Source organism: Lederbergia ruris, from assembly GCF_018332955.1.
Lineage (GTDB): Bacteria > Bacillota > Bacilli > Bacillales > Bacillaceae_C > Lederbergia > Lederbergia ruris.
In genome coordinates this window covers 52242-65836 of sequence record NZ_BORB01000017.1, presented here as the reverse complement: position 1 = coordinate 65836, position 13595 = coordinate 52242, and the positions used below count along the sequence as shown (strand labels likewise).

At 38.4% G+C, this 13595-nt stretch carries 13 protein-coding genes; 10 read left to right on the top strand and 3 right to left on the bottom strand.

Annotated features, from left to right (window positions below; genetic code table 11):
• Positions 1-147: 147 nt before the first annotated feature.
• The gene (nhaC, locus tag KI363_RS11400) at positions 148-1539 is read right to left on the bottom strand and encodes a Na+/H+ antiporter NhaC (protein ID WP_212966377.1); all 1392 of its coding nucleotides are present in this window, start codon (positions 1537-1539) and stop codon (positions 148-150) included.
• A 387-nt stretch (positions 1540-1926) separates the two neighbouring features.
• On the opposite strand from nhaC, the gene KI363_RS11395 reads away from it, so the two are divergent.
• The 7 genes from KI363_RS11395 (at position 1927) to KI363_RS11365 (ending at position 8456) form a co-directional block, all read left to right on the top strand.
• On the top strand, positions 1927-2805 hold the full coding sequence (locus tag KI363_RS11395; RefSeq protein WP_246516843.1) for an ABC transporter ATP-binding protein: 879 nt from the start codon (positions 1927-1929) through the stop codon (positions 2803-2805).
• Entirely contained in the window at positions 2802-4901 is a 2100-nt protein-coding gene (locus tag KI363_RS11390) for a hypothetical protein (protein ID WP_212966376.1), read from the top strand. Before KI363_RS11395 ends, KI363_RS11390 begins: the two co-directional genes overlap by 4 nt.
• Positions 4898-5593, top strand: coding sequence for a hypothetical protein (locus KI363_RS11385; RefSeq protein WP_212966375.1), 696 nt, complete (start codon positions 4898-4900; stop codon positions 5591-5593). Before KI363_RS11390 ends, KI363_RS11385 begins: the two co-directional genes overlap by 4 nt.
• Positions 5583-6134: an RNA polymerase sigma factor gene (locus KI363_RS11380; protein WP_212966374.1), complete on the top strand. Its 552-nt coding sequence runs from the start codon at positions 5583-5585 to the stop codon at positions 6132-6134. Before KI363_RS11385 ends, KI363_RS11380 begins: the two co-directional genes overlap by 11 nt.
• Positions 6127-6921: a hypothetical protein gene (locus KI363_RS11375; protein WP_212966373.1), complete on the top strand. Its 795-nt coding sequence runs from the start codon at positions 6127-6129 to the stop codon at positions 6919-6921. Before KI363_RS11380 ends, KI363_RS11375 begins: the two co-directional genes overlap by 8 nt.
• Positions 6918-7631, top strand: a complete 714-nt coding sequence (locus tag KI363_RS11370) for an ATP-binding cassette domain-containing protein (RefSeq protein ID WP_212966372.1) — start codon at positions 6918-6920, stop codon at positions 7629-7631. The genes KI363_RS11375 and KI363_RS11370 overlap by 4 nt, the downstream gene beginning before the upstream one ends.
• Positions 7632-7730: 99 nt before the next feature.
• The gene (locus KI363_RS11365; protein WP_212966371.1) at positions 7731-8456 is read left to right on the top strand and encodes a 3-ketoacyl-ACP reductase; all 726 of its coding nucleotides are present in this window, start codon (positions 7731-7733) and stop codon (positions 8454-8456) included.
• Between the two features lie 63 nt (positions 8457-8519).
• On the opposite strand, the gene KI363_RS11360 is transcribed toward KI363_RS11365, so the two are convergent.
• Complete coding sequence (locus KI363_RS11360) at positions 8520-8948, bottom strand: DUF2383 domain-containing protein (RefSeq protein ID WP_212966370.1); 429 nt, start codon at positions 8946-8948, stop codon at positions 8520-8522.
• A 214-nt stretch (positions 8949-9162) separates the two neighbouring features.
• On the opposite strand from KI363_RS11360, the gene KI363_RS11355 reads away from it, so the two are divergent.
• On the top strand, positions 9163-9729 hold the full coding sequence (locus tag KI363_RS11355) for a DUF6036 family nucleotidyltransferase (protein WP_212966369.1): 567 nt from the start codon (positions 9163-9165) through the stop codon (positions 9727-9729).
• Positions 9716-10093: a hypothetical protein gene (locus tag KI363_RS11350; protein ID WP_212966368.1), complete on the top strand. Its 378-nt coding sequence runs from the start codon at positions 9716-9718 to the stop codon at positions 10091-10093. The genes KI363_RS11355 and KI363_RS11350 overlap by 14 nt, the downstream gene beginning before the upstream one ends.
• Before the next feature lie 19 nt (positions 10094-10112).
• Here the strand turns inward: KI363_RS11350 and KI363_RS11345 are convergent, their stop codons facing one another.
• On the bottom strand, positions 10113-11276 hold the full coding sequence (locus tag KI363_RS11345; RefSeq protein ID WP_212966367.1) for an MFS transporter: 1164 nt from the start codon (positions 11274-11276) through the stop codon (positions 10113-10115).
• Positions 11277-11940: 664 nt separating this feature from the next.
• Between KI363_RS11345 and KI363_RS11340 the strand changes: the two genes are divergently transcribed.
• The gene (locus KI363_RS11340; RefSeq protein ID WP_212966366.1) at positions 11941-13485 is read left to right on the top strand and encodes an ABC-F family ATP-binding cassette domain-containing protein; all 1545 of its coding nucleotides are present in this window, start codon (positions 11941-11943) and stop codon (positions 13483-13485) included.
• Positions 13486-13595 lie beyond the last annotated feature (110 nt).

Sequence of the window (13595 nt, the reverse complement as noted above, 5' to 3'; positions counted from 1 at the left end):
GGTTGCACCGAATGAATGGGCATTTCATTCAATCCCCTTATTTGAATAGCCTTCGAGAAAAATCATCCAACCCTTGTGACATCGCCTTTTAGGGTGATATTTTCCAATCTCCCGTTTTCCATCTCAAACCATTCCAGTGACATGACTTTAAACACGCTTGTCCACTTTTGTAATCGTCCATCCTGTTATTCCAAAGAAAATGGTTAAGAGGGGAGACAATAGACAGAAGAAAGCAAAGAGAAAATATTCCGTTGTCGGAATTCCGAGGACGCTCGTAATAAATACCCCACAGACACTCCAAGGAACCAACGGATTGACAACCGTACCAGCATCTTCTAATACACGTGATAAATTTTTCGGATGAAGTCCTGCCTTTGCATACGATTCCTGAAAGGCATTTCCTGGTAAAAGAATCGATAGATACTGCTCTCCAACTAAATAATTTACTCCAACAGATGCCAAGGCTGTTGCTCCGATTAATAAAGGGATTCGTGTTAAGAATTGTTGAATCCCTTCTAAAAGTGCGGGCAAAATGCCTAGTTTGAATAGCAAACCGCCCATCGCTAACGCAAGGAGAACGAGGGAAATAGAGAATAGCATGCTTTCCATTCCACCGCGCGTCAAGAGCGAATCAAGCTCTTCTACACCGCTATTAGACTTGTAACCAGAATACAATAATGTCATGACTTGCCCCAAGCCATAATCTTTTTGTATGAAAAGACTAATGACAACAGCCGAAAGCGTCCCAAAAGATAAGGCCAATATGGCGGGGACTCTCTTAATGGCAAGAATCGCCAATAGAACAAAAGGAATAAGAGAATACCAATGTACGAGCTGTAATTCCATCAAAGCATTTCTTAATAGAGCAATGTTATCAAGGTTCGTCGCTGCTTGACTAGGCGATAAAAAGCTAAAGAGGACAAGAGAAATAATAAAAGCAGGCACAGTTGTCCACATTATATTTGTAATATGTTCAAATAAATCGACTTTCACGGTCATAGAGGCCAAATTCGTCGTATCGGATAGTGGCGACATTTTATCGCCAAAAAAAGCACCCGAAATAACGGCGCCCGCAGTGACGGGTGTTGAAAGATCAAGGGCAGAACTGACACTGATAAATACAACTCCCAGCGTAGCGATGGTTGTTAATGAACTCCCAATACTCATACCAATCATCGAAGTGACAATAAAAACCACGGCAAAGAAATACTTGCCATTAACCATCTCCAAGGCTAAATAAATGAAAGTAGGAATCGTCCCGCTTGCCATCCAACTGCTTATTAACATGCCAATAAAAAAGAATAGAAAAACAGCTCCTAAACCTGATTTTGCCCCCTCTACCAATCCGCTTTCTAGATCCTTAAAAGAAACTTTTTTGCATAATCCATAAATTAACAGGAGAAAAATGGACAAAATAATCGGTGTATGTGGCTCAACCCCGTAGTATACAATGGAAAAACTAATCCCGCCTAACAGGATCACAATAACGAGCAAAGCCTCAAGGGGTCTCAAAGTTATCGCTGCCTGATCATGCTGCATCTTACATTCCTCACTTTGTCAATCTTTTTCAATAAAAAAACCCCTTCATCTTAGGGGAAGAAGTTCTGCGGTATCAACCCAAGTGTGGGAAATCACTAACTTCTACGTAAACTATCATTTATATTGCAACAGTATTTGGCAACAATTCTGTTTCCTGCTACTTATAAAGCTTTTACTTGATTCCGCCATCTTATAAAATGTTTTTAGTGCTTAACCGCTTTTTCGTAATAAAGCAAGTTCAATATATAGGGTTTTACATAAAAAGTCAAATATTTTGGGTTTTAGTCCTTATTAAAGGACAAATGGAAATTTTAACTTTTTTTCTGAAACAATTTGACCCCTCCATACGTGAAGAGGAGTAGAGAGGTTTGGGAGAGGGGAAAAGTGATGTTGACGTTAAAAATAGAAGGATTGCAGAAAAACTATCGTAAATTTCAAGCATTAAAAAATATCAATCTACAGATGGAAACGGGTTTATTCGGACTGCTTGGCCCAAATGGGGCTGGCAAATCCACTTTAATGAAAATTCTTAGTACAATTCTTCCTTTTCAAGATGGGAAGGTGAGCATTTACGGCTTTGATTTGGAGAAAGAAGGAGATCAGGTGCGGCAATTGCTTGGATATTTACCGCAACATTTTCACGTGCCAACCCAGTTGACAGGTAGAGAATTTCTCCATTATGTTGCTTCCATGAAAGGTGTGACGACCCAACAAGAAAGAAATGAACAGGTAGAGATGTTACTGGAAGAAGTGAACCTAGCTCAACAAGCAAATAAAAAGATAAAAGGTTACTCCGGAGGAATGAAGCGGCGACTTGGTATCGCTCAGGCGCTGATTGGAAATCCGAGGTTCATTATTTTAGACGAGCCTACTGCGGGACTGGACCCTTCGGAACGGATTCGTTTTCGGAATTTGATCGAAAAATTAAGTAAAGACCGCTTGATTATTTTATCGACACATATCATTAGTGATATTGAATTTAGTTGTGAACAGACTGCCGTCATGCATCATGGCGAGGTACTTTTTCAAGGTTCTACAGAGGCTTTAGCGAAGAAGGCAATCAATGTTGTGTGGGAGGTATCTGTCCCTTATTCTGAATTTGATCAGATTGAGAAGGAATATGTGATCATTTCTAGTCGAAAAGAAAGGGACAATGTTGTCTTTAGGATTATTTCGAATGCTTCTCCCTATCAGGGTGCGCTGCCTGTACAACCGACGATTGAAGATGGTTACATGGCGTTGATAAATGGGGTGACGACAGCATGAGCTTGATGAATTCTGTTTTCAAAAATGAGGGGAAGCTTTTACTGCGGAATAAATTTCTAGCTATACCTTTCCTCCTCAATCTTTTGTATTGGGGATATAGTATTGTCGCTTATGAAGTCCAACCTACACATTATGAAGAACGTGCAGCCGCATTTTATCAAAGCTTTCTTTGGATATTGCTCCTCAATCTTCTCATTGTTGGACTAGTGGCCGTTTATATGGCGAGCAAAGATCGTGAAAGTGATTTTGAAGCTTTAGTTGCCACGTATCAAGTGAAAAACTCGGAATGGATCTTAGGGAAATGGTTGATTACACAATTATACGGTTTATGTATAACGGTGCTGACCATCGTCGTACAAGGATTATGGTTTATAAGTGCGACAATGACGTTAGAAAATTGGTTTCAGCATATATTTTATGTATTCATCCAGATGGAAGGGGCCTTTTTTCTTCTCATTTCGATTGGCTTTTTATTTGCGATCTTGATTAAAACAATCCTAGCGTATCTTGTCATTCCTGCATGTTTAGTTCTAAGTTTACTTTTACCATTTGACTATACCGGAAAAGCCGCTGTATGGGATAACCCGATACTACATTTATTCACTCCTTTTGACTATATGTTCGTTGAATCTCCCTATGAGGGAATATGGGGGATTCATCATGTGTTTAAAGATTCAATTTTGCATCAATGTGCAATTATCTTGTTGGGAATAGTAGTGATCTCTGTGGCTTTATTATTGTTTCGTCATCATCGGAGAAGCCAAAGAGAAAAAAAGCTGCTTCCCATTCTTATTACAATCTTCATCATTCCTATGGTTGTGTTAAGTGGAATCCGTTTTATGCAATATGATCGAGCGCTGAAACAATATATTTCAACAGGGAAACAATATCAGGAGTCGTTTTTAGGCGAGGATGATGAATCTTATTACGAAGATTATAAAGATGATCAACCATACGATTTTGCAATGGAAAAAACAAATTTAAGTGTGGAACTTCAAGCAGATGATCAGATTATCGTTCAAAGTACTTTAACAGTAAAAAATAATGGCAATGAGTCAGTGGATGATGTATTTCTCACTTTATACCACGGGTTAAAGATAAAGGAATGTACGAGCGAAATGGCCGTTGCTTGTTCACGAGAGGGAGATTTTATTACACTCCACTTTGATGAAGAGATTCAACCGGGTGAAAAATTTGACGTACATCTTCATTATCAAGGGAACGTCTTGCAATATCGTGATGATGGTTATGTCAAACAAGCGTTTATCGATAAGCAACAGATTTATCTTCCGAAAGAGGCGGGTTGGTATCCTTTGATTGGAAAGCGGCCTTTAGTGATTGCTCGCGAGCGCAGTGATCTGTACGCCCAATTTGAATTACGAAACGCTCGGCTTGTTGAGGATTTTCCTACAGAATTCTCAGTTAAGATTACAAGAGGGAATCAAGAAGTTCCACTTGCTTTGACGATTCCGGAGATTCGAAAAAATACGTTTCAAGGAATTTCTCAATATGGTCTGTCTTTGCTAGGCGGGAATTTCACGGAAGAGAAGGTTGGAAACATTCGGGTTGTCGCCCATACTGAAGTTTTGAACGGAATGAAAGAGGTACTTAAGAGATACCAAAAATCCTGGAGCTTTATGGAAGATTGGCTAGGTGTTCCGATGGCTCCATCTGTTATCTATATATTGAGTGATAACTATTATTATCTTACACATAGAGGTATGAATCACGACTTCTATATGCTGAGAAGCGAGAATATAGATGATTCGGAAATTGCCTATGAACTACTGAATGAGGTCATCCAAGATTTTTCAAACAATAACGGCGATTTCCATATTGTATATGATGCCATGGTTTGGATGATTTTAAATAACCTTAACGAGCAAGTTCGTTTCACGGAATGGTATAAATCCAACTACTGGGTCGAGGATGAGGGGATTGCTCTTGCAAATTTGCTACAAAGCTATGAGGAGAAAGGTCCAGAACCGTTTAAAGATGTTTTAAAATATCTTTTTGACGATTGGAAAGGACTCGAGAATAAGCAGGACTTTGATATGGAAGCTGCTTTAAAACAATATGAAGGAGCAGCAAAATGATGAATGGATTTTTGATTCGACTTCGACTCTTTTTAAAGCTATGGTTTACGTCCATCTATTCGTTCATGTCGATATTGCTTATTCCAATTATCGGGATCGTTATTTACAACTCTGGAACATATGAAATCCGTGAACTATCTAGCCTTATTTACGAAAAGACCGCAACAATATGGTTTATGTTGATCATTCAATGGTGTTTTTCAATCGATTTGGATTCGAAATTTTATCATCAGCTCATTACGTATCCAGTAGCTAAGTGGCGTTTTCTACTAGAACGAGCTTTGATTTCAATCATTATTTTTGGCGGATTGATGGTGATTGTGACCATTCCACTAGGATGTATATATGGAAAGTTTCTATGGCAAGGATTTGTCTTTTCGATCCCAGTATATATGGCTTTCGGAGGGCTTGTCCTTCTCGGAACCATGATTGGAACCCATTCACTTGGCGGTTTGATCGTGGGGATTCTTTTCTGGATGTGGCTCTTTTTTGGTCAAGTCATTTTACGAGATTTAAATGCCATTTTACTTGTATATGGAAGTGTTGAACGTGTTGTGAATGGTGAAAGTGGATTTTGGTTAGCGGAAAATCGTTGGCTTCTCTTAAATCGCTTGTTTTACATGGGTCTAGGAGTATTATGTATGATAGGAGCTATTTTAACAATCAATCGGAGGGATGGGAATGCAAGATGAAGAGTATATGCAGCAATTATCACTTGGAATAGATTCTGCGTTCGATATCCTTGTGTTCCGATATCATAAACCTCTGTTTGGATATGTTTATCGATTATTGCATGACGAAAAATTGGCCGAAGACATTGTTCAGGAGACATTTCTGAAAATCTATCAGCAAGGAAAAAAGGGCTTTGTTCCTGATCAATTTAAACCGTGGATGTATAAAATTGCGACCAATGCCTGTAAAGATTATTGGAGGAAACCGATGTCGCGTCTTGAATATATAACGGATAAAGATATGGAAGGAACAGGACAAATTCATCATATTATCGATCATCAAATTGAACGACAATGGATGGTAGAGTCATTGAATCAGTTATCCGTTGATTACCGAACCGTATTATATTTACGATTTTATCAGGATTTGAAATACTCGGAAATCGCGCTTGCCTTAGATATTTCGATCAATACGGTAAAAACCCGGATTGCGCGTGGCTTAAAACAGCTCAAAACCATTTTAAGGGCGGATGAAAGGAAAGGGGCTAAGGGAAATGGATGAAAATCAAGACCTAGCGAAGTTGGAAAAAGAGTGGAAAGCTCACTTTGATCGATTTACTGCTCCCGAGCCGACGAGAGAAATGACACTCGACTTGATTCAAAAAATAAAAAGTACCGAGCAGAATCATAGCCCAGTCGATTTACGTCTAGAGCTTGAAACGGCGCAAAATTCTCTATCCTTTAAAGAAAGACTAGTAAATATATTTTTATCGCAATGGAATTTTTATGGTACGACAAGCTGGCTATTAACCGGACTTGCCATGGTCGCCATCACCTTTACGATTAGTGAAAATACAGCAGATCCATTGTTTGGATTTACAAATTGGATTAAGTGTATCACTTTGCTTGTCATTGCTGTCATTGGCTATTCCTTCCGTCCTAAAAATGAGGGAAATGAGATCATTGAAGCGCTAAGCTATTATCCCATTATCCAGCAAATGTTTACCCGATTTATAATTGTGATGGGATTTCAGTTAACATTGGCGCTGCCACTATGTTTTTTTGTCGTAGGAAGAGAAAGTACGATCTTGTATTTAGTTAGTTCCTTTATTCCTGTTTTCTTTTTTGGAGTAGTCGGATTTGTTGCGACATTCTGGTTAGGACAAAAAATAGGGTTGTCACTCACACTGTTTATTTGGTTCAGCCAAGTTTTATTAAAGAGAAAGTTTTTGTTTCAAGTGCCTGGCGATGATTCTTTTCTCGTCATGAATGGGATCATTTTCGTCCTGTCCATATTATTGTTAAGCACCATTTTATTAAAGAATCGTTTTTCGGAGAAGTTGAAATGAGAATAACAATAGACACTGTAGAATATTCGCTAAAAGGAACCAAACTCTTGAAGCAAATCTCATGTTCGTTTACAAACGGAATAACGTATGTAGTTGGAAAAAATGGCGCAGGGAAAAGTACGCTGTTGAAGCTCCTTGCGACAGCCATTCAATCACAGCAAGGGGAAGTCAACTTTACGACATTAGTTCGTGATGAAAATATTGGGACATATCGAAGGAAGTTAACGATTGAAGAGATTCGGAAAATCATTGGATTCCTACCACAACATTTTACAGGTCATTCTAACATGACGGTTGAAAAATATGTCACGTATATTGCCTTTCATAAAGGGATTCCTGCAAATCTTGTTAAACAAACGGTGGCCCAGTGGCTGCAAGAAAGCCATCTAATGCAAGTTAGGAGAAAAAAGCTTCGTAATCTCTCAGGAGGACAATTACAAAAAGTAGGTTTGATTCAAGCTCTTATCAATCATCCACGTATATGTATTTTGGATGAGCCATTTGAAGGTTTGGACATAGGGGAGCGAATTTATTTTCATCGCATTTTGCAACGGCTATCTTATCACGGTATCATCATTATCAGCACTCATTTACTCGATGAGATTCAACAAACGAGCGAAGATAACTTGCTTTACCTTAATGAAGGAAAAATAGCTTATTATGGAGGAATAGAGGCACTCGATACTGTAACTCAAGGCTTGCAGGAATAAGTATGGGTGGAGAAATTGGTGACACGAGTTGTGGTACGAGCATTATACCAGTTAAATGTTCTACAATAATACAAGAAAATGAAGAAGGAGTTGTTAAGAATGGAACCATCATTAAAAGGAAAAGTTGCGTTTGTAACAGGTGCGGGGAGAGGAATTGGCAAGGCTGTTGCCCTTGCTTTAGCGAATGAAGGAGTAAGCGTTGGTTTGCTTGCGAGAACAGAAACAGATCTAAAAGGAGTCGTAAGTGAAATAGAAGAACGAGGCGTAAAAGGAGCTTATGCAGCCGTTGATATTTCTGCTCGCGAGGAGGTCGAACAAGCGGTTCAAAAACTTACTGATGAGTTGGGGGCAGCCGATATTCTCATTAATAACGCAGGAATCGGGAAATTCGAATCTCTTATGGAAATGGATCCTGAGGAATGGAAGAGGACGATTGATGTTAACTTAATGGGCCCTTATTACGTAACACGCGCGGTGCTTCCGCAATTAATTGAAAAAAATCGCGGTGATATTATCAATATTTCATCGACAAATGGATTAAACGGTGCTGCCACATCCAGTGCATACAGTGCTTCTAAATTTGGATTAATTGGGATGACTGAATCGTTAGCCCAGGAAGTTCGAAGAAATAATATTCGTGTGACGGCTTTAGCTCCAAGTACTGTAGCAACAGAACTTGCCATCCAATCCAACTTAATAGCTGAAAATAATGATGAAAAATATATGCAGCCCGAAGACATTGCGGAATTTATCATTTCACAATTAAAAATGAATCCACGTGTTTATGTGAAAACAGCAAGTCTATTAGCCACAAACCCTTTCTAATTGTATTTTAGATTATAAAGGGTGCTGAGTACCGAAATAATTGCTTCGGTACCTAGCACCCTCCTAATGAGATTCTATGTGACGATTTAAAAACTCCACATGCTGTTGGTCGCGCTCTAATATTTCTTTGACTAGACGTAAACTTTCCGAATCCAAATCACCGTCGAGTAGCTCTTTTGATGTTTGGATACCCCTATTTTCCCCAACTGAAGCATCTTTTAAGATTGCGTTGGTATCGGTCGTCGTACCTTTTACTTTAGACATAAATTCAATCATTTTGCCTTTTACCGTCACATCATGAACCGGAACACCACCAAGATCTTGAATCCTCTTAGCAATCATGGCTGCGTGTTGTTTATGGTTCTGTTGAATATTTTGTAAGACATTTTTTATCTTTTGATCATTGGTATGGTGAATATATTGATCATATGTATGGATGGCCATATAATTCCCTTCAAGAAATTGGTTTAATTCTTTAATAATTGCTTCCATAGTGATGCCCCCTCTTTACTGTCATTCCTTTTATTTTAAACAAGATGCAATAAACTATACGGCTCGTGGGACATCGTTTCCGACAGATAGAAAAGGATAATGTTGCTTTAACTAGAAATAATGGACCAGGGCATCATCTTACTAATGAGAATGCTTATATATGATATAATGAAGAAGATCGTATAAGGACGTCTGCGATAAGAGGGGGAGTAAAATGGCTAAATCTAATGATATCGGATTAATGGATAAGAACAAACTGTTAAGAATATTTGAATATCTAAATGCAAGACTAAAAGAAAACCAATTACAGTTAGAAATTACAATTTATGGTGGTTCTATTATGACAATGGTATATGACAATAGGCCGGCCACTAAGGATATAGACTGTGTATTTAGCGAAACAAATTCGAAACTATTAGAGCATATCTTAGACTTAACCCAATTTACTTTTAATCTTTCTGATGGCTGGATTAATGAAGAAATTAAGGAACCACTGAAATCAATTTTAAAAGAAGATAAAGAAACCTATAAAATTTATTCGAATCTAAAGATTCTAAAACCCAGGGCAGAACAATTATTAGCGATGAAGGTATTAGCAGCTAGACCAGAGCCAGCCAAAGATTTTATAGATGCCTATATATTATGTAGGGATTTGAATATTACAACGAAAACGGAACTTTTAAAAGTTTTTGGTGACTATATACCGTTAACCCTTTTAGGGGAAAGACAAATGAATTTTATAAAATATTTAGGAGAGGATTTAGGCTATGATTGGAAATAAATATTTACAATCTTTATTCGAGTATCCTGATGAAGATACAGGTTTAAATCAATTATTGGAGTTGTTAAAATCAAAGGATACAGCATTCTTAGATAGTCTATATGAACCAGTCGATATAGATTTATGTAATAAATTTGAATTGAAATATTTGACAAAAATATCCCCCTTAATCGATTATTATTTGCAAATGTTTGGTATGGAAGTACCAAGTTGGCTTAGGGATGAGAGGTTAACGTTTTCTAAACCTTACTATCACTCAAAACGAATAAGTGATTTTGAAAAATTAAAACTACAATATGAAAGTCCCTCTCCTTTTCGAGCGAAAAATGTTTATTATGATTTAAAAGGGATTGAAAGAGTTTAGTTCCAAAAGAACATGTACCCTAAGATACCTCCACCTCAACCGCTTTCGGTGTGCGGAAGTTTAAATAACCAATAATCGTTAAGAAAAACATTCCGACTAAGAAAGCGACAAAGTAAGGGGAAACCATCTGGCGAATCACAGCTGTTACAAAAGAGCTGACAATCATCCCGAGAGAATAAACCGCCGACATGACGCCGAAAGCTCGGCCATGCTCCTCTTTTGTCACTGCCCCTGTAACCGCTGTTGCCGCCGCAGGCATCGTAAGACCAAAACAAATCCCCATAAAAAATAAAAAGAACGGTAAGCCTAGGAAGCCATTAAAGAATACAGCCAAACTCATACACATTAAAAATAATCCAACCATCATTCGTTTGATCGGATCAAAACGATGGATAAAAAAGAACGATAAGGATATTAGTGTGCCGATTGCCATAAAACTGAACAATTGGCCTGTGTTCATTGTGGAAATCCCCCGTTCCACTGTTAAATATGGAATTTCATAAATAATCACACCATGAATGTACATAACAGCAAATCCTGTTAAATAAACAAGCTGTAGTTGAGGGCTTTTTAAAACATGAAGCAAATGAGCCGGCTTGGACGATTTGTTTTTTACGACTAGCTTTTGCCGATCTCTTAAGAAAATCATCGTGTATACAGCAATAAAAAGCAACGCGATCCCGATAACGAAATAGGTGTTGGCATAGCCAATCATAGTCCCTAATTTTCCGCCAACCAATGGAGCGATAATATTGGCGATCATGCCAAGTATGCCGATAATCGCCATATTTTTCCCTTGTTGTCGGCTATTGGCTGCATATCCGGAGATGAAAGTTAAAGCGGCAGGCATCAAGAAGGCGAGAACAAAGCTGTTCACAGAACGTAAAACGAGTAAACTAGTAGCGTTTAATGTAAAACCATGGGCGATATATAAAAATCCCGAAAAGAGTAGTGGCAGCGTAATAAATAGTCTTTTTCCATATCGATCCACTAATGGACCAACCATTAAATTTCCCGTAAGGCTTGCTAATTGGGAGGTGCTTAACATAAGGCCAATCATCACACTGGAAGCTCCTAACATGGCTGCATAAGGAGTAAAAATGGGCCCTTGTACGCTCATGATTAAGCTAATGATAAACATAGTCATAAAAATATGTAATTGATCGATGTTACTTTCCTTCATACATCTCACCTCTAACCCATTCTATGCTGGATCTGAGAAAATAGACGAGCTTACTGAAAAATTTATGATTATTTGGCTTAGGGTTTCGCGATTTAGTTCGTTCTGTTATAATAGAGTAAATCATTTTACTACGAATAAAAAGGGGGCTTTATCAATGAATTTTTCTACTGTGCTTCAACTTGTTTTGGCTTGATAACGGGATCCGTTTGCCCATTTTTAACAAAGCCAAACACGAGTTCCACAGTAGATCTTCACTGATTAGCTCTTTACCAGGAAAACAGTCACTTTTTTATATTTGCATAGGTCGAGGTTATGGTGTCTTTTTGGCCTCCTCCTCATCTCTTTTTTAGTGATCGTTTTTATTTATGGATGCTAGCAGGGCGAGATCTCGCCCTGCTATTTTTAATGTTAAGGAAACTATAAAATTCTAGCTTGCGGATAAGATCTAATAGTGGGTATTGACGTCTGGCTCCAGCGCCCAGCGACTAGCAAACTTTCGGTGCTTCCTACGATAAGTCAACATCAGCTCGCCTTTCAGGCTCACTGTGTTTCCTTTATCTCGTCAGGCCCCTAAAAAGTTTGTACGTCGCTAAACGGGCGCTTGCGCCTTTGTTCTTTTGTTCTCGTGTTTGGGTAGCTTATTACATTAAAGGAGAGCAAAAAAATGAGTATTTTAGATGTTGAACAATTATCACATAGTTATGGAGACAAGGCTGTTTTACAAAATATATCTTTTCGCATATTAAAAGGAGAGCATATTGGTTTGGTCGGTGCGAATGGTGCTGGAAAATCAACGTTATTTAACTTGTTAACAGGAAAACTTCTTCCAGATTCCGGCCATATTCATTGGAATCCAACCGCCAAGCTTGGGAATTTAGAGCAGCATATTCAATTAGAATCAGGTGTCACGATGATGGCTTTTTTACAAGGGGCTTTTCAGGATTTATTGAATGCGGAACAGGAGATGCTTGCCATTTCTATGGAAATGGGGAATGCGGCCGGTGAGCAACTCGATAAATTATTGCAACGATATAGCCATTTACAGACGATATTGGATCAACATGATTTTTATCAAATGGATGCTAAAATTGAAGAGGTGGCTGCTGGTTTAGGGTTAACCTCTCTTGGATTAAAAACGGATGTAAGCAAACTAAGTGGAGGACAACGAACAAAGCTTTTACTAGCCAAATTATTATTAACTCAACCAGAGGTGCTATTACTAGATGAACCAACCAATTATCTAGATCTGGCCCATATAGAGTGGTTGAAAAATTATTTAAGCACCTATCCGTATGCTTTTGTATTGATAAGTCATGATACAGGTTTTATGAATGAAGTAGTAAATGTGATTTATCATCTTGAACATAACCAATTATTTCGCTATACAGGAAATTATCAACAATTCTTAAAGGCTTATGAGTTGCGGAAGGAACAAATCCATCAACAGTATCAAAAACAGCAGGAGGAAATCCAAAAGTTAGAGACCTATATTCAAAAAAATAAAGCGAGAGCTTCCACGGCCAAGCAGGCGAAAAGCCGAGAGAAAAAACTGGAAAAGATGGTGCGAATTGATAAACCAACGGATCAGCCGAAATCCACTTTTTCTTTTCAGGTTCATTACCAGCCAGCTAGATTGATTCTTGAAACCGAGGATTTAAAAATCGGTTACCATGAATCCTTATTCTCCGCCATGAATATCAAACTTGAACGTGGGGAAAAGGTTGCGATTGTGGGGCATAACGGAATTGGAAAAACAACGACCTTGAAGACCTTGCTTGGACAAATCAAGCCTATAGAAGGAAATGTCATTTTAGGAGACCGCGTCCAGCCTGTCTATTTTTCTCAAGAAGTCCTCATTAAAGGAAACCAAACGGCTTTAGAAGAGACCTGTTCGTTATTTCCACATTTGACTCAGAAAGAAGCGAGAACCATGCTGGCGAGATGTGGATTAAGGAGTGAACATATTTTTCAACCCCTCCGTACCTTAAGTGGTGGTGAACAGACAAAAGTCCGCCTATGTCAATTGCAATTAACAACAGGTAATGTACTTGTATTAGATGAACCAACCAATCATCTAGATACATCAGCAAAAGAGGCTTTGCAGCAAGCTCTACAAGCATACGAAGGGACCATCCTCTTGGTTTCGCATGAACCAGAATTTTATCAATCATGGGTGACCCAAGTATGGGATATGGAAAAATGGGTCTAAATGAGTGAAACGGGGCCGGCCCGATAAAAGAAGAACAAGTTGATCGTTCTTGATCCCTCACTTGTTCTTCTTTTTCTTTGTTTCGTTTTCAAGTTAGAGTGATAGATCTC

What these genes read in the sequence shown, in the direction of transcription:
- KI363_RS11380 (WP_212966374.1), top strand. Translation starts at nt 5,583, where the DNA reads ATGCAAGATGAAGAGTATATGCAGCAATTATCACTTGGAATAGATTCT.
- KI363_RS11345 (WP_212966367.1), bottom strand. Translation starts at nt 11,276, where the DNA reads ATGAAGGAAAGTAACATCGATCAATTACATATTTTTATGACTATGTTT.
- KI363_RS11355 (WP_212966369.1), top strand. Translation starts at nt 9,163, where the DNA reads ATGGCTAAATCTAATGATATCGGATTAATGGATAAGAACAAACTGTTA.
- KI363_RS11370 (WP_212966372.1), top strand. Translation starts at nt 6,918, where the DNA reads ATGAGAATAACAATAGACACTGTAGAATATTCGCTAAAAGGAACCAAA.
- KI363_RS11385 (WP_212966375.1), top strand. Translation starts at nt 4,898, where the DNA reads ATGATGAATGGATTTTTGATTCGACTTCGACTCTTTTTAAAGCTATGG.
- KI363_RS11350 (WP_212966368.1), top strand. Translation starts at nt 9,716, where the DNA reads ATGATTGGAAATAAATATTTACAATCTTTATTCGAGTATCCTGATGAA.
- KI363_RS11365 (WP_212966371.1), top strand. Translation starts at nt 7,731, where the DNA reads ATGGAACCATCATTAAAAGGAAAAGTTGCGTTTGTAACAGGTGCGGGG.
- KI363_RS11375 (WP_212966373.1), top strand. Translation starts at nt 6,127, where the DNA reads ATGGATGAAAATCAAGACCTAGCGAAGTTGGAAAAAGAGTGGAAAGCT.
- KI363_RS11395 (WP_246516843.1), top strand. Translation starts at nt 1,927, where the DNA reads ATGTTGACGTTAAAAATAGAAGGATTGCAGAAAAACTATCGTAAATTT.
- KI363_RS11340 (WP_212966366.1), top strand. Translation starts at nt 11,941, where the DNA reads ATGAGTATTTTAGATGTTGAACAATTATCACATAGTTATGGAGACAAG.
- nhaC (WP_212966377.1), bottom strand. Translation starts at nt 1,539, where the DNA reads ATGCAGCATGATCAGGCAGCGATAACTTTGAGACCCCTTGAGGCTTTG.
- KI363_RS11360 (WP_212966370.1), bottom strand. Translation starts at nt 8,948, where the DNA reads ATGGAAGCAATTATTAAAGAATTAAACCAATTTCTTGAAGGGAATTAT.
- KI363_RS11390 (WP_212966376.1), top strand. Translation starts at nt 2,802, where the DNA reads ATGAGCTTGATGAATTCTGTTTTCAAAAATGAGGGGAAGCTTTTACTG.